Annotated in this window: 14 protein-coding genes and 3 CRISPR repeat arrays (1 of these 17 running past the window's edge); of the genes, 5 read left to right on the top strand and 9 right to left on the bottom strand. The window is 57.2% G+C overall.

Features of this window, described 5'->3' with window-relative positions; all coding sequences use genetic code 11:
• Positions 1 to 141 precede the first annotated feature (141 nt).
• Positions 142 to 291 (top strand): hypothetical protein, encoded by a 150-nt coding sequence (locus ACNO7C_RS06720; protein WP_460024347.1) that lies wholly within the window; start codon positions 142 to 144, stop codon positions 289 to 291.
• Positions 292 to 768: 477 nt separating this feature from the next.
• Positions 769 to 1,239: a PaREP1 family protein gene (locus tag ACNO7C_RS06715; protein WP_460024346.1), complete on the top strand. Its 471-nt coding sequence runs from the start codon at positions 769 to 771 to the stop codon at positions 1,237 to 1,239.
• Positions 1,240 to 1,290: 51 nt separating this feature from the next.
• On the opposite strand, the gene ACNO7C_RS06710 is transcribed toward ACNO7C_RS06715, so the two are convergent.
• The 4 genes from ACNO7C_RS06710 to ACNO7C_RS06695 all read right to left on the bottom strand — a co-directional run bounded on the left by ACNO7C_RS06710 (position 1,291) and on the right by ACNO7C_RS06695 (position 2,833).
• Positions 1,291 to 1,443, bottom strand: coding sequence for a hypothetical protein (locus tag ACNO7C_RS06710; protein WP_460024345.1), 153 nt, complete (start codon positions 1,441 to 1,443; stop codon positions 1,291 to 1,293).
• A gap of 392 nt (positions 1,444 to 1,835) precedes the next feature.
• The gene (locus tag ACNO7C_RS06705; RefSeq protein WP_460024344.1) at positions 1,836 to 2,234 is read right to left on the bottom strand and encodes a type II toxin-antitoxin system VapC family toxin; all 399 of its coding nucleotides are present in this window, start codon (positions 2,232 to 2,234) and stop codon (positions 1,836 to 1,838) included.
• Positions 2,221 to 2,445 (bottom strand): type II toxin-antitoxin system VapB family antitoxin, encoded by a 225-nt coding sequence (gene vapB / locus ACNO7C_RS06700; RefSeq protein WP_460025916.1) that lies wholly within the window; start codon positions 2,443 to 2,445, stop codon positions 2,221 to 2,223. The genes ACNO7C_RS06705 and vapB overlap by 14 nt, the downstream gene beginning before the upstream one ends.
• Positions 2,446 to 2,506: 61 nt before the next feature.
• The gene (locus ACNO7C_RS06695) at positions 2,507 to 2,833 is read right to left on the bottom strand and encodes a hypothetical protein (RefSeq protein WP_460024343.1); all 327 of its coding nucleotides are present in this window, start codon (positions 2,831 to 2,833) and stop codon (positions 2,507 to 2,509) included.
• Positions 2,834 to 3,037: 204 nt separating this feature from the next.
• Between ACNO7C_RS06695 and ACNO7C_RS06690 the strand changes: the two genes are divergently transcribed.
• Positions 3,038 to 5,401 carry a hypothetical protein gene (locus ACNO7C_RS06690; RefSeq protein ID WP_460024342.1) on the top strand — a complete coding sequence of 788 codons (2,364 nt, stop codon included), beginning with the start codon at positions 3,038 to 3,040 and terminating at the stop codon, positions 5,399 to 5,401.
• Here ACNO7C_RS06690 and ACNO7C_RS06685 read toward each other — a convergent pair.
• The gene (locus tag ACNO7C_RS06685; protein WP_460024341.1) at positions 5,398 to 5,646 is read right to left on the bottom strand and encodes a hypothetical protein; all 249 of its coding nucleotides are present in this window, start codon (positions 5,644 to 5,646) and stop codon (positions 5,398 to 5,400) included. The genes ACNO7C_RS06690 and ACNO7C_RS06685 overlap by 4 nt on opposite strands.
• 512 nt (positions 5,647 to 6,158) lie before the next feature.
• Between ACNO7C_RS06685 and ACNO7C_RS06680 the strand changes: the two genes are divergently transcribed.
• Both ACNO7C_RS06680 and ACNO7C_RS06675 read left to right on the top strand, forming a co-directional pair.
• Entirely contained in the window at positions 6,159 to 6,431 is a 273-nt protein-coding gene (locus tag ACNO7C_RS06680; RefSeq protein WP_460024340.1) for a hypothetical protein, read from the top strand.
• Positions 6,418 to 6,825: a type II toxin-antitoxin system VapC family toxin gene (locus ACNO7C_RS06675; RefSeq protein ID WP_460024339.1), complete on the top strand. Its 408-nt coding sequence runs from the start codon at positions 6,418 to 6,420 to the stop codon at positions 6,823 to 6,825. Before ACNO7C_RS06680 ends, ACNO7C_RS06675 begins: the two co-directional genes overlap by 14 nt.
• Positions 6,826 to 6,852: 27 nt before the next feature.
• Here ACNO7C_RS06675 and ACNO7C_RS06670 read toward each other — a convergent pair whose 3' ends face one another.
• The 4 genes from ACNO7C_RS06670 to ACNO7C_RS06655 form a co-directional block, all read right to left on the bottom strand.
• On the bottom strand, positions 6,853 to 7,419 hold the full coding sequence (locus ACNO7C_RS06670) for a hypothetical protein (RefSeq protein ID WP_460024338.1): 567 nt from the start codon (positions 7,417 to 7,419) through the stop codon (positions 6,853 to 6,855).
• A 110-nt stretch (positions 7,420 to 7,529) separates the two neighbouring features.
• Complete coding sequence (locus tag ACNO7C_RS06665; protein ID WP_460024337.1) at positions 7,530 to 7,688, bottom strand: hypothetical protein; 159 nt, start codon at positions 7,686 to 7,688, stop codon at positions 7,530 to 7,532.
• Positions 7,689 to 8,477: 789 nt separating this feature from the next.
• A CRISPR array of direct repeats spans positions 8,478 to 9,047; the repeat unit is 23 nt; unit sequence CTTTCAATTGTCTCTTGACTTCC.
• A gap of 597 nt (positions 9,048 to 9,644) precedes the next feature.
• On the bottom strand, positions 9,645 to 9,800 hold the full coding sequence (locus ACNO7C_RS06660; protein WP_460024336.1) for a hypothetical protein: 156 nt from the start codon (positions 9,798 to 9,800) through the stop codon (positions 9,645 to 9,647).
• 95 nt (positions 9,801 to 9,895) lie between these two features.
• Complete coding sequence (locus ACNO7C_RS06655; RefSeq protein WP_460024335.1) at positions 9,896 to 14,284, bottom strand: hypothetical protein; 4,389 nt, start codon at positions 14,282 to 14,284, stop codon at positions 9,896 to 9,898.
• Positions 14,285 to 16,752: 2,468 nt separating this feature from the next.
• Positions 16,753 to 17,123: direct repeats of the CRISPR family, unit length 24 nt; unit sequence CTCTTAGTCTTGCTTGTTTTAAAC.
• A 92-nt stretch (positions 17,124 to 17,215) separates the two neighbouring features.
• Positions 17,216 to 19,013: a CRISPR direct-repeat array (repeat unit 24 nt; unit sequence CTCTTAGTCTTGCTTGTTTTAAAC); it runs 757 nt beyond the window's last position.

Genomic DNA, 19,013 nt, shown 5'->3' with positions numbered 1-19,013 from the left:
AAAAGCGAACCTTCCTTTTGAGATACACTGACACAGCTCAGCGATCCGAAGCCCCTCAGCAGGGCCTTCGGCACCCGAAACACCAGGCAAATCGCCGCTGCGCTGGAGAGGCTCCGCACGGCTGGCCTCGTCAGGGAGGCGGTGGTCGGCGATACGCGCTACGTCTACCTGACGGAGAGGGCCTGCGGCCTCCTCGCGCTGCTCGGCTACAGCCTCGATGAGGTGGCATGCGGCGAGTCGGCCTTGAGGCTCATCCGGCGCGGAGCCTCAGCTGCCTCCGGTGCAGCATGACGGTGGCGATGTGCGAGCATATTTTCGCCTTGCGCACGTAGCCGTAGGCGCGGAAGAGGCAGTCGCACCCATATTTCCCTTTGCTTATCCACACGTTGTACCAGTGGTAGGTGTCCCACCTCCGGCAACGCCTTCACCAGCCGGTTCCCGCTTTTAAGCCCTCTGCACCTTCCTGGGAGTTGCTCGAGCGGCTCACTTTCAGCCTACACACCGAAAGGGAGATAAACCCCCGAAGCACCGCCTCTAACGGGTAGGGCAGTTGGCCGCCGCTGCCCGCAGTGGGTGCCGCGGCCGCCGGCTGCTCCTCCCCGGAAGCCCCGAGAGGGGCAGGCCCGCAGCGGGCGATGCCTCGCCCCCGTGGGGCGACCCCGAGGCTGAAGAGGGATGACGAAAAGTTTAAGGGAGGCCAGTGGGGGCAGAAAAGGAGGAGCCATACCACGTGTCAGGCTTATATGTTTCAACGCATATAATGTCGTAATGACTACTGCTACAAGATTTACGTCGGAGTCGAGGCGTGATAAAGCCATGAGCATCCTGTTAGAGGAAGCCGAGCTTTTCTACAAGGCTTCGCTCGACGAGTTAGCAAAGGCGCGCAGCGAGGCAGACGCGCAAAAGCGAAGCGTACTCGTAAGGGACGCCGCGGAGAAGGCCTGGAACGCCAGCGTGAAGGCAGTCGAGGCACTCCTCACAGCCTACGGCTACGACCCCGAGGACATCAAAACCTACAAGATGAAGAGGGACAAGCTGGAGGAGCTCGAATCCAAGAACCCCCAAGTCAGAGACATGAACCTCAGCGACAGGTTCGCGGCCAGGGAGCAGAAGCTGCACATCCGGTGCTTCTACGACGGCGAATGCACAGCCGAGTGGCTCGAGGAGGAGCTGAAGAAGGTCAAGAAGCTCATCGACGACGTGTACAGCATGCTTGCCACCCAAGCCGCCTCTGCTTGAACCAACGCCACGCTACCCGAGCCCCAGCACCCCTCGCCGCCGTGAACACCTTCACCGCTCGAACTCCTCCTCGAGGTAGCTCCCAGCCAGCTCGCCCGGCGCCGGCTCCCTCCTGCCAGGAACCCCCTTCAACACCTCCGCGTGCCTCCTGAGGGCCCTCCTCAGCTCTTCGACGTCTACCTTCCTGCGAGCTGGCTTCAGCATGCTCCCATCACCGGCCTGACCCAGCCCCCTCCTCCATGCCCACTGACTCGCAGATAGTTTTAGGCAGCATCACGTAGCCTTTCCTCCCAACCCTCAGCGTGAAAGCCAAACCCAGTTCACCCACAGTAGTATCCTCTTTAAAAGTAAATATCCTTTGCCACCCACCAGCCCGCAGACCCTTAAATGTACGGGAAGAGTTAACACCCGTCAGGCCAATCGCTATTCTGAACTCAATTCCTTTCAGGGTAAGGCTGGCGTGCACCTGTAGTTCTCAGCCAAGAGAGTCTCACCTTTGCGCTCAACAAATATTTTTTACGTATTAATTAGCGTTGGTCGGCTCTTTGGTGGAGCGAGACCATCTCGAATCTCCACTTGACCGCAGACTTAGAGGCCTAGGGCACTACCTCCAATCCCAGTGAGGATGCCACAGCTCTCTGCCTCTCATCTAGCGATAAGAGGGGCTTACCGTGGTGCAGCGCCTGAGCCAGGTACAGCGAGTCGTAGACCGTTACGCCGTGCTCAACCGCGATCTCGAACGCTCGCCCCACGTACCTCTCCTCGGGCTCCAGAACCATGTTCTTCTCGCGGTAGGAGTTGAAGAGCCCTATGATCTCCCTGGCTTCCTCGAGGCTGATAACCCCCCTGAGCCTCACGCTCCTCCACACCGCGTTGTAGAACTCCTTCACCGCATGATCCACCGAGACCGCCCGAACCATGTACCTCGCCAGCCCCCTCCAGCCCTCCTCCCTGAGGAAGAACGCCACCAGGGCGGACGCGTCAACCACTATCACGATCCTCCCTCACCAGGGCGGCCGAGTAACCCCCAGGCACCTGCCAGCGCGCCCCCTCCAGCCTCCTCAGGACGTCCTCGAAGTTCTCCTCAGCCTCCAGCCTCCTGATGGTCTCCTCGATGAACCTCCTAACCTCCTCAGCCCAGTTCACCCTATCCCTGTACCTCTCCATCTTCTCCTTAACCTCCCTCCTAATCTTCACGCTAAACACCGCGCTCAAGCCCTTCACCCCTTAGGCACAACAATGGTAGACTCATTAATAAACCATATGGTCAACCAGCTCGTAACACCAGCTCGTTCAGAGAGCTCGTCATCAGCCAAACGTCGGTGGTGTGCAACGAAGCAGGGCAGCCGAAGGTGTTCCTAGCTATCCTCCTCCCGCTAGCCCGCAACCTGTCCAGGAAGTTGAAGAGGAACTCGTGGCACCCGGACTGGCCCTGGGCTCGGCCGACCAGTAATTCATCTTTTTTATTATCTGTTGTAATTAGTATTGGTCGGAGCCCTTGAGGCGCAGAACATGATCTAAGCTGACCAGGCTGGGCGCCTAGAAGTGGCGCGAGCGGCCCCGCTGGTATCCTAGCCCCCCTGCGTGTGCCCATATCTTCTCGAAGTACTCCGCTGCGGCCCTCGCGACTTCCACCCGTGACCTACGATGCGCTCACTACCCGTGGAGGCTGAAGTTCAGGAGAAGCCCGCGCGGTACGTGAGAACCACCCTCACGACTCCAAGGCACTCGAGCTCCAGTAGCCCCTTCACCCGAGTCTCAGGATGCTTATTTATATTGCTGAAAACCTCCGGTACTCATGGAGGCTACAAGCATGATGAAAACTCCCCTTTTCATTCTAGTTCTCGCTCTCCTCACCGCCTGGCTCCTCATGCCATGCCCCCTCTCGAGCCCCCCTGTGCTCGCTGAGCCCGGCAGAGTTAGCGGGGCTGAAGGTGTGCCCACAAAAGTTGCCACTAGGGCGCTGGCAGTTTACTTCGACGAACGCTACCCGAGCAACTGGGTCAATCCAAGGGAGATCGCGGCCAACATCAGGAAGACCCTTGACAGGCTCGGTATCCCGTTCCGAATCCTCAACGCCGAGGAGCTTAGGGACTACATGCTTCGAGAGACCGGCGTGGTCGTGTTCACGAGCGACGTAGCCCCGGACACCGTGTGGAACGGCAGTTCAAACTCGCTCGCGCTACAGTGGATTAGAGGCGGGGGAGTCGTCGTGTGGACGGGTGACTGGGAGTTCTACTACATCGGCTATGCCAACGGCTCGAAAGTCCACAGGCCCGGCATCGAGAACAGCCTCCTCGGCCGGCAAGTCACCGTCGCCGTGGACGGGGGAGCCGTCACGAGGCCCACGGAGCTGGGGGCAAGGTATATCCCAAGCTTCAAATCGCTGAGAAGCTTTAGGCCCTTCGACGAGAGCAGGCTTAAGGGTGTTGAGTACGAGGCTTATGGTGCCGCTGAGCTCGGAGGCAGTAGGCTGCTCGACCCGTGCGCCGTGAAGGTCGGTGAAGGGTACTTCGTGAAGGTCTCCGCTAACGGGTTCGGAGACAACTTCGGCTTCGCGTACGCGCTGGAGCTTGTGCTTAACAGGTTTTACGGCGCTAAGGTGAGGCTCACCCCTGACTCGCCAAGCCCCTACTTCACGGGCGCGGGGATCGTCTACATCCTCCCCAGCGGCGCGTCCTCCCCCTACTGGAGGGAGAAGTACGGGGACAGGATATACTTCTACACTAAGTCGAACCTGAGCGACTACAGGAGATTCATCGAAAACGACTTCAGAGTGATATCCTCAGCGGGGTACGACTTCGCCATACTCGTCGTCCCGCTGAGCGACACCGAGGTGTTCCGGTTTAACGCACGGCTCATCGACGAGCTTGCGCAGCTCGCGCGCCTGAGAGTGCTCTACCTCGTGCTGCCGAAGTGGGAGTACGGAGACGAGTGGGAGTACCTGATCCCGGGAAGCAGAGTGAACACGGCCCTCCTCTCCGTTTCGAAGCACCTGCTAAACCTCTCCTCCACGCTAGCGGTGGCTGTCTGGTACGGCTGGGAGGGGAGGGCGATGAACCCAGGCGAGCTCGAGGGCTTCTACCTTTCTCTAGGCGACGCTGAGAGGGAGAAGGTATGGCTCTGGATAGACCAGCCCTTCATAGAGAAAGCCAACTCATCCGGTATATTCGGGGTGCTCGACAGGCTCAACGCGACCCTCGTGACTGAGCTCTACGACCCGGTCAAGCTCTCCCTCTACCAGAACGCAACCCGAAAGCAGGTCATCGTGACAGGCTACTGGAACGCGAGCACAGTGGACGAGTGGCTCAGCGGGGTTAAAGGCAAACTCAGCCTCGTTGACACGCCCGGGAGGCTACTCGGCATCTGGATATTCTGGGACGTCAACGACGGCTGGGGAGAAGCCTATAGAGCCTACATAGGAGGAAAGCTAGCTAACCCCCTGCACAGGAAGGAGCAGGGGCCTCGCTACTACATCCTGGCTGAAAGCGAGTACGGGCAACCGATCGGCACAGGCTGGTACAACCCAGGGGAAAACGCCACCATCGAGGTACAGCCAACCCTCATCGAGCTACCCAACGGGACGCGTAGATCGTTCTTAGGCTGGTACGAGGGCCCCGAGCTAGCCAGCACGCAACCGCGCTACAGCTTCCCCGCCAGCTCGAACCGCACCCTCACAGCGCGGTGGAGAACCCTCTACCTAGTCGAGGTCACCACAGAGAAGGGCGCAGCCACGGGGGCAGGCTGGTACGAGGCTGGCTCCACGGCGAGAATATCGATCGCGCCAACCGAGGTGCCGGAGAACACCACGCACAAGTGGGTGTTTTACGCCTGGGAAGTCGACGGAGAAACAGCCTCACGACAACCCACGCTCAACATCACAGTGAACAGGCCCCTGCGGGTCAGGGCTGTCTGGAGGCTCGAGAAAACAGCAGGTCAAGCCCCCGGCTGGGCTGAGCCGGTGTCCGCGCTGGCGGGCCTGATCCTAGGCACCCTAGCAGGCTTACTGGCCCTCAGGCTCGCCCACACAATGGCGCGCCGAGAAGCACGCCAACGCACTAGCCTCAGAGCCCATCTCTCCCCAACCGATCCTACCCTAAACGGTAAACGTCGAACAACGGCCCACCGGTTCCTCCGTAGGGGGCTTCAAGAGCCACGCTAGCGCCCGGGAGAGGTTTGTCCAGCCCTCCTCCTCAGCGCCGCCACCAGGTCCTCGCCCTCCCAGATGTGGCCGGACTGCAGCCCGAGCCCTACAATCGAGTCCACTGTGCCGCCACCCGGCTCCCCCTCGACGACCCCCGCCGCGCCCCTCGTGGGAGCGCCTCTACTCAGCCAACGCCCCCGAGCCACACGCCCCCGAAGCCTCTCCGCAAGCCGCTCGAGCACCTCGACCATTAAGGTGAACAAGGCACCGACCTATGAACCTTACCTACCCGCGCTCGAAGGTCACAGTCGCTAGCTTCGCGTAGCTGCAAGAGCATGAAGCCCAAGACCCTCTTCGATAGTAGAAGCTCGTAGCACAGCAGAAAACGAGAGAGCAGGAGCCAGTAAAGGCTGGCGGAGCGGCACTCGCGAAAACCCGTTTAACAGCTCACCGCTTAAACTCCTCCCCCGGGGCAGTCCTTAGCCCTGTCGGGTAGCCCCCTCGCGCCACCTACCGGCCGGGCACTTTGAACAGCACCCAAGCACGCGGAAGGCGCAGACTGCCTGGGCTTGGTGAGGCGGCTGCCCAGTTATGGGTTGCGGGCCTACTCCCCCTTCCTACCAAACATCACACAGCCCCAGCCACCGCACAGAAGGCAGCCTTATCGTGGCAAAGCCAGCCCGTTACACTGGGTAAAGGCCCACCTGCTACCACGACACCGCTCTCACGCGCAGTAGAGCACTAGGTTTATAAGAAAATAAGGCCTTTTGGACTTATGATCAAAGCACGAGTAGACGAGAAGCTGGAGCAGAGGTTCAGGGAGCTGGCGATGAAGAGGTTCGGGTACGGGAAAGGCTCGATCAGCAAGGCCCTCGAGGAGGCCATACGCATGTGGGTCTCGCACGTCGAGGAGACCGAGGCCCTTGAGGGAGACCCCGTTGAGGCCATCAGCGGCGCCCTCGCCGACCTCGACATAGACTCCGTGGAGCTCCAGCACAAGATCAAGCACCTTTGGAAGGCGAGGGTGCTAGGCGATGTACCTGATTGACACAAACATCTTCCTCGAAGTGATGCTCTCGTGCGGTAGAAGCGAGGAGTGTAAGAGGCTCCTCGGAGCCCTGAGAAGCGGCAAGCTGAGGGGAGCGGTGACGGACTTCGCAATTCACTCAATCATGGTCCTGCTCGGAGACCTAGGGAGGCTCGACGCCCTCAAGCTCTTCCTGCGAAGCCTCCCCGCGTACAGAGGGCTACAAATCTACACAACCTCCCTCGCCAGCGAGGCTAGAGCGGTGGACATCGCAAGAAAGACCGGCCTGGACATCGACGACGCGGTGCAGTACGAAGCCGCCCTCTCACTCGGGGCCCAGGCGATAGTCTCCTTCGACAAGTACTTCGACGACCTCGAGATCCCGAGAGTAGAGCCCAGGGAGCTCCTGGGCTGACGCCGCCAAGCCGAGGATCAGCGCCGCTCAGCGGGGCGCCGAACCCCTCAGGCCGTAACTCCTCCTGCCCGAGCAGAAGCTCCGGCCCGCGGGCGTGGAGCCTTCCTCGAGCGCACGGAGGACCTCGACGAGGCCTCTCACGTACCTCTCCCTGCTCCTCGCCGGGAACGGGAGGCACACCACCGGCACCCCCAGGCCCGCGAGCCGGACAGCCTCCCCGACGAGGCCGCACACCCTGCACAGCACCGCCACCACCAGCCTCGGCCTAAGCTCCCCAACCAGCCCCGCTAGCCCCCGCACAGCCGCCGCCAGCTCCCCCTCCGACGCCTCGCTTACACGCCTACCCCTCTCCCCCAGCAGGTCCACCAGGAAGAACCCCCGCGACCTGAAGAACTCCAGGAACTCCGAGTAGCTGCCAAACCTCACCCCGAAAGCCTCCTCGAACGCCTCCCTGGTCGCCCGCCCCAGCTTAGAGCCCCCGGGCGCGTAGAAGAAACTCCCGCCCGCCGGCGGAGACTCGCCGACCATCAGCACCACCACCCTCGACGGCCTAAACCGCTCCCTCAGCGCCTCAACCCCGCCACCCTCGCACACGGCGCACCACCCCCAGGCGAAAAGACGCGTACAGCCCCATATGCGCCCTCCGCAGGTAGCGTGACCTAGCTGCTCAGCGGGTGTTCCTAGAGGAACAGGTACACTGCTACCTACGCGTTCCTCTTCAGCTTCCTCAGCAGCTCCCTTTCTACGTCCTCCAGAATCAACGGCAAGTCATCGTAGCTAGGCGGAGGCACGTAGTCCTCAACGCGCTCCTCCCCCAAGTCCAGCTTCCTCGCCCAAGGCGACTTCTTTCTTCCCACCTCCACGCACCGCCGAGTAAAATACGGGTTTAAGCCTAATAAATGCTCTTGCTCTCAGCCTCTCCCAAGGGGCTAGAGATGGATTCTTTAGTATTCAATCGAAAACCGATGCTAGAGCTGAGCGCGAACGACCACCCCCATGCTCCCAACACGGTATTTGGTAAATATGCAGAAAGCGCCTCCAATCGTCTCCCAACCTCACGGCTACGCAAGTCAACCCGTGTGCCCCGGGTTACTTCAACCCCGACCCCCCACCCCATTACTGCACCCGCACCAGCGCTTACAGTAGCACTACACTTGAGAGGTGCTCAGAGCACAAGGTTCGCGGCGAGCCTCAGGGCCGAGGCTTTAACGCTCAGGGAGACGGGAAGAAGGCGCTGGAAGCTACATACAACAGCGAAAACAAGAGTGAAAAGCAAACAACCTCCCCTAGAGACCAGGGCTTCACATCCTTTAATCTCGCACACCTCGGCTTCAAAAAGCGTGGAAGAATGCTGAAAAACAGGGCGGAAACAGCAAGAGACACTGCAAACACAACCACAAACTCCCTGATAAAGGTAAGAGCGTGCCCATCACTCTACACACCCCTACCCATCAATGCCATTTGTTTTAATATTCCTTCCCCCAAGGAGAAGCGCGCCGCCTGCGTAGCTTCCAACAGCCTCTTAACCTCTCCACCACCACGGCCTGTCCTGCGGCGCCAACGCGCTCAACCCAATGGGTTCTCAAGTGCCTCTTGGCTTCTTCAGCCAAAGAGGTATTCGGTGTGCCTACTACAACTGGAGGAGGTGGAGCCTTTAAATTGTCTCTTGACTTCCTCCGGCTACCACGCCTCCGCGGACTGCCTCTATGCCATACCCCTCTTTCAATTGTCTCTTGACTTCCTCAGTAACGAGTGGGCCAGTGTCGATTTAATAGCTGTCGAAGGCTACTTTCAATTGTCTCTTGACTTCCACGTAGTCGTCCTTCTTACGGATCGTCAGGCGCAGCCCTGTCTTCTTTCAATTGTCTCTTGACTTCCTCTCAAGGTGTTCAAGGAGGAGCTTCCGGTTGAGAACTACCTTTCAATTGTCTCTTGACTTCTTCCTATGACGGGCAAGTCTCTGCTCGCGGTGCAGAGCGCACTTGAGCTCGTCTTTCAATTGTCTCTTGACTTCTTCCCATCGGACTTCACGAAAACATCCTCGACGCCAGCCTATGCAGGCTTTCAATTGTCTCTTGACTTCTTCCCATCGGACTTCACGAAAACATCCTCGACGCCAGCCTATGCAGGCTTTCAATTGTCTCTTGACTTCTTCCCATCGGACTTCACGAAAACATCCTCGACGCCAGCCTATGCAGGCTTTCAATTGTCTCTTGACTTCCTCCGTTGAATGGTGTGGGAGGGACTATTTAAACGTTCCCTTTTCGGCCGGCTCCCTGCTCCTCTGCGAACATGCATTTTACTGGGTGCCGCTTCCCGCAGTTGTGATTCCAAGCCCTCCCTGTATTTTAAAAGTTCGCATCATTAATGAAACTTGAATTATAAAATAACAGGGTTATGTTCCAGCCGAATCCTCCCAGGGAAAACCTTGAATATCGCGAAACTTTTCACTGCTGAAAATAGCGTTTAAAGAGCTCTCAACACGCTTTGAGCGGTTTTAGCGCACAGGCTATGGCGTCGAGGAGCTTGCCGCTGGGCTACTCCTTGGCGGTGAGCGCAAGGGGTCATTAGGGGCGCTTTTCCCAAGCCCTAGGCCTAGAGAGTGCGGATGGGGCCGCTGAGCCCGCGCTCTTCCACGGCCTTGTCGCGCTCGAGCTTAGGCCTCGCAGGCATCTCTAGGGCAATAGAGGGTGACGGGTAGGCCGACGCCGGGAGGCTCCAGGAGGCTGTGAGCGGGGTTCCTCCACGCGCATGACCCCCAGGTGTTCTCGAGAGGGCTCGGCACCGTGGTTCCAACAACCCGAGTGGAGCTAGCCTCTTCACGGGTAACGGGTTACCCGCTCAGCCTCTCTGCACTCGTTCTCGAGAACCGTGGTAACCTCCTCATAGGGAGCAGGTAGTCTGTGGGAAGCCATGAAGGACGCGTAAGACTCGATGTAGTCGCAGGTGGGGTTCGTGCAGAACAAAAAGCGCATAACGAGGGTGTCACCGCTCCGAAATAGGCTTAACGCGCTACCGCACTTCGGGCACGTGCTACGGCTCCGGCTACCAGAGTGTTCCCGTGGCCCGCTCATAAGAAATCGGTGAGGCGCCTGGAGCCCGCGGCTCCACCTCCCTCTCGCTTGCGACTCCCAGCCCTTCTCCTCACGAAGCTGGAGGAACCCTTGTGACCTTTAAGCGCATTGGGTTTTAGTTCCTTGGTTCTGGCGAGCCTGCGCTCCATCATAGCCTTAGCCAGCTCGCGGGCTGTATCTGCCAGAACCTCGGCTAGACCAAGAATCTCCGCCACCTTCCTATCTATATCCGCTATCACGCTGTCCCAGAGCCTTATCAAGTTCTCATATGTGTCTGCGCCCCCCATTTCTCGCGCGGCGCCCTCGAGTTTATCGAAGAGCGCAGAGAGCTCCCCCAGCGCCTCATCGTCTAGAGTTCGAGGATCTATGACAGGCATCTCCCTCGCATGCGATACCTCCAGGCACACTAGCCCTAAGCCTGTTGTTCTGCCGCGCGATTCGATGTAGAGTTGAGAGAAGCTCGAATTAAGGTATGCCAGCAGGGCCTTAAGCTGTCTTTCATCGAGCTTTACGTTAGGCTTAGGAATAAAGGCTATCATAGCATGATATGTCACCACTCTCTTTTGGTTTAAAATAAAGCGCGTTTTGTACCGTGACTGGTATACTGCGAGGATAGGAGCGTCTTCAACCCCACCGAGATCGTACCACCCATAGAAGAGGTTCTTATGCCTCGTTCTCTCTTGGCACGCAAGCGCCTGGCTACATATCTTTCCACCACCCCTCGTCTCTTTTACCTGCGTCCTGCACTCCGTCTCACCCCATTTTATATAATCCTGAACTCCTTTCGGGAGCTCGTGCCATGGCTTATGGCATATGAAAAGATAGCAGGCAATGCTACGTTTCCTGAGCTCCTCCCAGTCCTCCTCAGTGAAGGTGAACCACTTAGCGTAGCGGGCGTTCGTGAGAGCTGGGTAGGCACACTCCGCCAACCTCCATTTCTCAATTTTTCCTTCATTGAGATAGAAGAATTCCTTAGCCCCCACGTCAGGTATTCTTCTGCTGGAGAGGGCCCAGATAGCGAATTTGTAGTTACCTCTACTCACTTCAAACATTTCGCTCATTTTTACTGTTTTCTGTTTTACTTCATCTAAGATTTCCTCCGACCTAAAAATAATCCCCAAATTAAGTACAGTAAACTTCAACTCCTCCAACAACCTCTCGGCGGCCTCCTCCGGTTTACTGAAGGGGTACTTAACCTTCAGCAGCGGCTTCAAGCTCTCCGCGAGCTCTCTCCTGTCGAGCCGCTCGAGTTGCTCGAGGGCTCTGTGCGCCTCCTCAGCCCACTCGCGCGCTTCCCTGACGGAGCCCATCCTCAGGTTGGCATACGCCAGCCTTGCTCCCAGCAGGGCCCTCGCGTTAAGACCAACCGCGTCCTCTCTCAGCCCGCTCAGGAAAGCTTCAACCCTCCCAGCCCACTCTTCCAGCCCCTCGCGTAGTGTCCTCCGTGCGTAGTAGTGTGCATCCTCGTAGAGCGTGCGCGCGAGCTGGTCGAACCTGTCCAAGCCACCAGCTTCCCGCTCTACGATTCCTAGGAGCTCTGAGGCCAGCCTAGGTTCCCGCATCGAAGCGCTGTGAGCTACGTCTACTGCCTCTAGCCACCGACCCTCCTCTATAAGCTTCATTGCAAGCCCCATGAGGGCTTTCGAAATGCTGGTCAAGGCGAGTCTTTCCGGCAGTAGCGGTATCGATCTGAGTGCAAATCCTGTAGCAGGAGCCGCCTCGTCCAAGCACCCCTCAAGCCCTCCTCTCGAGATCGTCAGCGCGCCGAGAGCCGTCAAGAGGAGGTCGGGAGCGTACTGCTTTTCCTTCTCGGCTCGCTGGTGAGCGCTTTTCAGGACCTGGCAGGGGTTGACGGCGTCACTGAAGGCGGGGGCAACCTCAACCAGGAACAGCCTGGCCGAAAATGGCATCTCGCCCCCAATAGTGAGCCACCTCTTAAAATCCTCAGGGAGGTCAGCCTCCTTTAAAAGAGATTTCGCCGAGGGGAGCGCATGAGCTAGGCCCACTAAAGTTGCGAAGCTCTCCCCATAGTTCTCAATGTCCCTGACCACTTCCTCCTTGAATTCCCGGGCTTTCTCCGCTAGCCTTTTAATAATACTGGAAGCCGCCTCGTCCCTGCTTTCCCCGAGCTTCTCTTTCTTGATTATGTCGCGTAACCGCGCAACAATGACACCGGGGTCGTCTCCCGTGTGATCGCACACCTTGCTCCCGTAGGCGCACTCTAGGGCCTCCTCCGCCATCCCCTCCAGCACCTCTAGGAGTGAGGGGTGAAGTGGCTGCGTGAGCCAAAGGAAGGCCGCGTGGCTCTCAGCGCGGTGCGGGTCTCTCCCGAAGGACTCCAGTAGCAAGGCGGCCAGCCCCATGGGAAAGGGGCCGAGGAGGCACGTGGCGAGGATCAGCGGGGCGAGCAACCAGGCCTCATCGGATCTCTCCCTCTGGTCTTCGCCGAGCAGCCCATACCAGAGGTAGCTCCTAACGAACTCCTCGATCTTGCCCTTGCTGTGCTCTATGGCTTCGAGCACCCTCCCCTCATCGCAGCCCGCCTTTCCGAGCCAGTCAGCCGCGAGCACCGCTACAACAGCGTAGTTCTCGCCGAACCCGTCTGCGACAAGCTCCGCCAGCTCTTCCGCGACCCTGCTGTCGCAACCGCTGTAAGCCTCCACCAGGGCCCTGACGAAGCCCTTCTTTGCCTCTCCGAGCACCTCGTCGGCGTCGATAGGCGCTAGGTCCTTGAGTTTTCCCTCAGCTAGGGAGTACTGGTCGTTCGAGAGCACCACGAGGGAGACTGCTCCCTGGACTCCCCTCAGGTACTCGATCGCTCTGGAGAGCCGCTCGGCGAAGCCCTCCTCCGGCACGTAAGCCTCCCCGGGGGTTGAGGGGTAGTGTCCTGTCCTTGAGGGGTCGAGGTAGAGGATCGGGAGGAAGCCAGTCTTCCTGGCCTTCTCGGCGAACTTCTTCAGCCTGTCCTTGTCCACGCTCTGTAGCCTGAGCTCGAGGATTACAGGGCTAAGGGCCTCCACACCCTCTTTGGACTCTGTGGGGAGCGCGTCCCGGAGGAGCTTTGCGAGGGCGACGCTCGCGGCGGTGGACTTCCCGACACCCTTCCCGCCTTTTACAACGACGACCCCGCCTCCCCTGCGTGCCGCCTCCCTCAGCTCATAAGCAACTTTCTCCTCGAGCGGGTTCGGCACGTAGCCCACGGTGCCCGTGCCGGTGAGCAGGGCTATGGAGAGCCTGACTGAGCCGTCCTCGAGCTCGACGCCCGGCACCCCGTCGAAGTAGAGGGAGCCCAGCGCAGCGGAGCCCGCCACCTGGCGTAGCTCCTTCTCTAGCTCTTTAACTCTGTTCTCCAGCTCCCCCACCTTCTGCTTAAGTAACTTCTCCAGCTCCTCCTCGGTGACCACGCGCCCTCCTGTGAGCCTGTGGAGGTTCTCGACGAAGTTCCGGAACTTCCTGAGGCTCAGGCCCCACTGGCTAGCAACCTCGTCCGCCACCCCCTCGAACCTCTCATCGCTTACGAACTGCGCCGCGATGATGGCTTTCCTGAGCAGCTCCGCCAGCCGCTCAGGGTACTCCCTCTCCGGAGCGCCGCTACCCGCGCGGATCAGATCCTCCGCGGCGTCGAGGAGGAGGCTAGGGGAGAAGAGGTAGCCGGCAGCCAGGGCCACAACCCCGGGCAAGCCCCCTACCATCATTGCGATCACGGAGGCCAAAGCGGCGGCCCCGATCGTGAGGGCCTGCTCGGCGGCCCCCCTTCCCAGCTTGCGCGCCACCTCCATCCCCACGCGCCTCAGCGCATCAGCCAGCGTAAGCCCGCCGGGGCTCAGAGCCCTCAACGCAGCGGCGCCCTTCTTCAGCTCCTCCCACTCCCCTTTTCCATGGTGCTGAAGGAGCTTGAGCGAGACTCCCTTGTCGCCACCCTCAGGCTTCACGTTGAAGACCTTGAACACCGCGCTGCAGTCTACCTCCGCCTCCTCAGGCGGCTTAAAGTCACTCCTCTTCAACTCCTCTTCGTAGATCCTGGGCGTGAAGACTAAAGCGACCTTATCCTCCCCTAGCTTCTCGCTTAGCGAGCGATAAGCTCTGATCGCCTCTATGGTGCTCTCCGGGACCACGATCACCCTCGCGGGGCTTTTCTCCCTGACGTACTCGGCGAGAGTCTTATCGCCTGCGAGCGGCTCTCCGCCCTCAAACCTCAAAAGCTCGGCGCTACCCCCTGAGGGCTTGTAGCTCACGACCACCGAATCCGGAACCCTCCCGGCAACCCCTAGGCGGGATGAGCCCGGCCCCGCGAGGACAACCACGCTTCTACCTTTCTTGAATACCTCTTCAACTCTCTCGGCGGCCCGCTTCACCAGATCCTCGTAGCTGTACTCGCGGCTCAAGAACGCTCCAATGAATGGCTCCTCGAATGCTATATAAATTTTTGTTTTTGTAAGCTTAATCCCGAGCCTCAGCTACCTTCAGTGGAGCATGACCGTCGCTACGTGACTGCAGAAACTCGCCTTCTCCAGGCAACGTGTTCGCAGAGTACGGTCGCGGCGGTTCTCCCATCCGGTAGCTCGGCCTGCACCGCTAGCATTGGTCGCTACGCCCCGTCACCTTTACAGCAACGCCCGCCTCAAATCCCCCCGACCACGCCTTCCGGAGGCCTGCGAGGCATTGCTGGAGCCTTACTGGCCGCGGTAGCGTCCACTTCACCGGCATCCCCTATTCGGCCGCGCCTCTAGGAAGCGGCCTTCTGCGCTAGGCCACTCCCCGAGGGGCAGGTGAAGTTGCCGGACTTTCAATTGTCTCTTGACTCCTTCCAGATGTTGTAGGCTACACGAAGGAGGGTGGACCGGTCACCTTTCAATTGTCACTTGACTTCCTTGAATTCCATTAGGCGCGGGCATGGTCCTCCAGGGAATCCACATTGCAATCTTTCAATTGTCTCTTGACCTCTTCGGCCCCAGCTGGGCATGTGGCCCCAAGTTCCGGGGTTACCCGTCTCTCAACTGTCTCTTGACTTCTTTTAAGCGGGAAATGGTCATTCTCTATCAAAAGGGGCAAATCGTTGCTATCTTTCAATTGTCTCTTGAATTCTTCCATCGTGGAGCATCTCCTGGCGGAAGGCAAGGTGGTGATGATTCTTTCAATTGTCTCTTGGCTTCTTCATTCGCGAAATGACGGCTGATGAAGCGCTTAAGGTCGGCCCAATGTCCTTTCAATCGTCTCTTGACCTCCTCCGATTTACCCGATTGGGGTATGTGTTGATTGAGAAAATAGGCTTTCAATTGTCTCTTGACTTCTGCTTGAGTTCGAGGAGACCGTGAGGAGGATCCGGGGCGTGACGGCCAGCCTCTTTCAATTGTCTCTTGACTTCTGCGCGCTCGTAGTCACCGATAATGGCCTTCACGGCAGTGATGGACTCCTTTCAATTGTCTCTTGACTTCTGCTTTAGCCCTCTCCTCCTCCTCCTCTGGGCTTATCTCCTCTTTCAATTGTCTCTTGACTTCTGCAAATCCACCAGGCGATAATAGAGGAGGCTGGCAGACAAAGCCCAGGCCTTTCAATTGTCTCTTGACTTCTGCAGCCGAGGAGCTTAGGAAGCTCCTCTCCTCGAGCGACGCTTTTCTTTCAATTGTCTCTTGACTTCTGCCTAGGAACCCGGGGTCGCGCGCCGCCTTCTCCTCTATCCACCTATTCTTTCAATTGTCTCTTGACTTCTGCAACACCGTCACCGCGCAGGATAGGTACACCCCGGGAACCACGCTCTACCTACTTTCAATTGTCTCTTGACTTCTGCCGTGGACTACCGTAGCCTAGCCTGGGTTGACTCGGATTGGTACCTTTCAATTGTCTCTTGACTTCTGCCGTGGACTACCGTAGCCTAGCCTGGGTTGACTCGGATTGGTACCTTTCAATTGTCTCTTGACTTCTGCCGTGGACTACCGTAGCCTAGCCTGGGTTGACTCGGATTGGTACCTTTCAATTGTCTCTTGACTTCTGCCGTGGACTACCGTAGCCTAGCCTGGGTTGACTCGGATTGGTACCTTTCAATTGTCTCTTGACTTCTGCCGTTAAACGGTGTGGGAGGGGGTATTTAAGCATTCCTTTTCGACCTGCTCCCTGCTCCCTTGCGAACACGCGTTTTACAGCATGCCTCTTCCCGTGGTTGTGACTTCGAACCCTCCCTCTATTTTAAAAGTTCGCACCGTTAATAAAACTTGATTAATAAGATAACTCGGTTATGTTCCACCCCAGTCTTCCCAGAAAAAACTTCAAATAACCTGAAATTTTTCACTATTGAAAATAACGTTTAAAAGGCTCCAGTGCGGCTTTGACTAGGTTTAGCCACGCTGGCTGTGGTGTCGAAGGAGTTCGCTGTTAGACGCCTAGGTGGTGAGTGCAAGGAGTCATTAGGAGCATTTTCCGTAACCCGTGAGGCCTCGGGTAAAGTAGTGGGCTCGCTGAGCCAATACTCTTCCGCAACGTAGGCGTGCTTAAGTCTGAGCGCCCTCTCTTAGAGCGTCTCCTAGGTTGAGGCGGATGCGTTGTTCGCGACAGCGCCCGCGCGGCCTACAGATGGGATTATGGGGTGAGGGGCTCGTATGTCAACGGGCTGGCCCAGTTCGGGGAGTTGGGGAGGTTTACGAGCCGGAAGCGGGGGAATCTGGAGAGGCTTCCCGAGCGTGAGGTGTAGGAGTGCGCCCTCTGCCCGACGCTTTGCACGGAGACCCCCTGTGTGGGGATGGTCTCCCGTAGGGAGGTAAGAGGGGCTGCGACTGCCACTGAGGAAGGGTTCAAGTTAACCCGCGATCGGGTCTACCTTAGGGCTAGCTTCCAGGACGCCGTGGAGAAGCATAACACGCTCTTAGCCTCGCTTGTTTTAAACAGAGGTATAGAGGCTGGCACAGTCCTAGAGGTGGCTCTTAGTCTTGCTTGTTTTAAACGAACTATCTTGTTCTCATTGCCGTATTCCCCGCATCTCTTAGTCTTGCTTGTTTTAAACAAGGGGGCAAGAAACACGCCGACAAACTCTGTTTTCCTCTTAGTCTTGCTTGTTTTAAACACGCGAAGTCCCACAGCTCCTGGGGGTCGACTCTTAGTCTTGCTTGTTTTAAACCCCACTGGAAACTGCCGAGAGTAGAGCCCGTGAGCCCCTCTTAGTCTTGCTTGTTTTAAACTCAACGGGTGGGCTTACGTGAAAAGCGCTTACTCTTAGTCTTGCTTGTTTTAAACTTGGTGCTCTTCGAGCTACTGGGAGCGTTCTTCACTCTTAGTCCTTCCAACGCCCGCAAACTCTACTTTTATCTTTCCTGGGAGCGTTCTTCACTCTTAGTCTTGCTTGTTTTAAACCGAGAGGCAGTAGCACGTTATCCGGATGGTCTCTTAGTCTTGCTTGTTTTAAACCAGCCGTTTTCGAGCCATAAATTAAGGAGCCACTCTCTTAGTCTTGCTTGTTTTAAACTCCTCCTCATCGGCGCAGAACTCCCACTGCTCGCAACTCTTAGTCTTGCTTGTTTTAAACCTGCTCATCACCTTCTCTTGCCGGGAAGAACGCCCTCTCTTAGTCTTGCTTGTTTTAAACTATCCTAGCAATGTAAGCAAGGGCTATGAGCACTCTTAGTCTTGCTTGTTTTAAACCGTTTAGCACTATTGGCTAAACCGGAAAACCCTCTTAGTCTTGCTTGTTTTAAACACGCTAAGCTGTGGCTGGCGTGGCAGGTGCTCTTCTCTTAGTCTTGCTTGTTTTAAACCCCCTCGCGACCTACCTCCTCGATGCAACCCTCTAGCTCTCTTAGTCTTGCTTGTTTTAAACTTGCTCATGCCCATCAACCCCTAAATCGATAACTCTTAGTCTTGCTTGTTTTAAACCTCAGGATTTGGACAACCGGGTCGGGCTCGGCTCTTAGTCTTGCTTGTTTTAAACTGGAGTCGTGGCTTGAAGAATGTGGGGATATCTCTTAGTCTTGCTTGTTTTAAACGGACCTGACGGTGCCCCAGTGGACATCATAGTCATGGTGAACTCTTAGTCTTGCTTGTTTTAAACCCGGCCGTTGGGGCTTGCTTGGATGTGGTTGGGTTTTGCATCGTTACCTCTTAGTCTTGCTTGTTTTAAACTTGAAGTGGCCTGAAGCGTTATGGTTTTCGCTCTTAGTCTTGCTTGTTTTAAACAAAACGCTCCGAAAGGTCACGTCTACCAATCCAATCTCTTAGTCTTGCTTGTTTTAAACGACTACATGGCGCTGCGCGCCGCCCTGCTGGCGCAGATGCGCGCTCTTAGTCTTGCTTGTTTTAAACTACGCTTGGTTCCGGGTCCAACCTCGTGAAGAATGCCTCTTAGTCTTGCTTGTTTTAAACCCTGAGCTAGAGCACGTAAAATCTCCATGTCTCTTAGTCTTGCTTGTTTTAAACGAACTCGTAGCGTGGGAAGAGACAGCTTACGACTCTTAGTCTTGCTTGTTTTAAACCGGAGTGATAAAGCGGGAGCACGCGAACCGCGGCTTCGTGGGGATAGCTCTTAGTCTTGCTTGTTTTAAACGCGCGGTATTCATGGTTGCCTTGGCTTTCACAGCTCTTAGTCTTGCTTGTTTTAAACGCTTCTGAGCTAGGCTGGGATCCTCTGGGTCTCTTAGTCTTGCTTGTTTTAAACGAGAGGGTGGCTGGGAGTGAGGGTGGACGTGTACGATACCGCCTCTTAGTCTTGCTTGTTTTAAACTTCTCGAGGATCCTGGACGCCGCAACGCCGTCTCTTAGTCTTGCTTGTTTTAAACTCGTAGCGGGACCAACCTCGTGAAGGATACGCCTCTTAGTCTTGCTTGTTTTAAACTATCCACATCAGCCTGTCCATGACATACCACACGTCTCTTAGTCTTGCTTGTTTTAAACCCGTCAGTCGGGGAGCTTATCCCACTCTTCGACAAAGCTCTTAGTCTTGCTTGTTTTAAACTAACGGAAGCGGAGGCGCATTTTAAGGTTTTCTCTTAGTCTTGCTTGTTTTAAACACTTCGACGGCGTGGACGACTACGTTGCTTTCGGCTCTTAGTCTTGCTTGTTTTAAACGGGCGCCTACCAGCTGGCGGTCGTCTACACCAACGGTACGCACGCCCTCTTAGTCTTGCTTGTTTT

This window comes from Infirmifilum tikiterense (assembly GCF_054696565.1).
The sequence above is the reverse complement of the archived record's forward strand: the minus strand, read 5'-3'. Positions and strand labels throughout refer to the sequence as shown.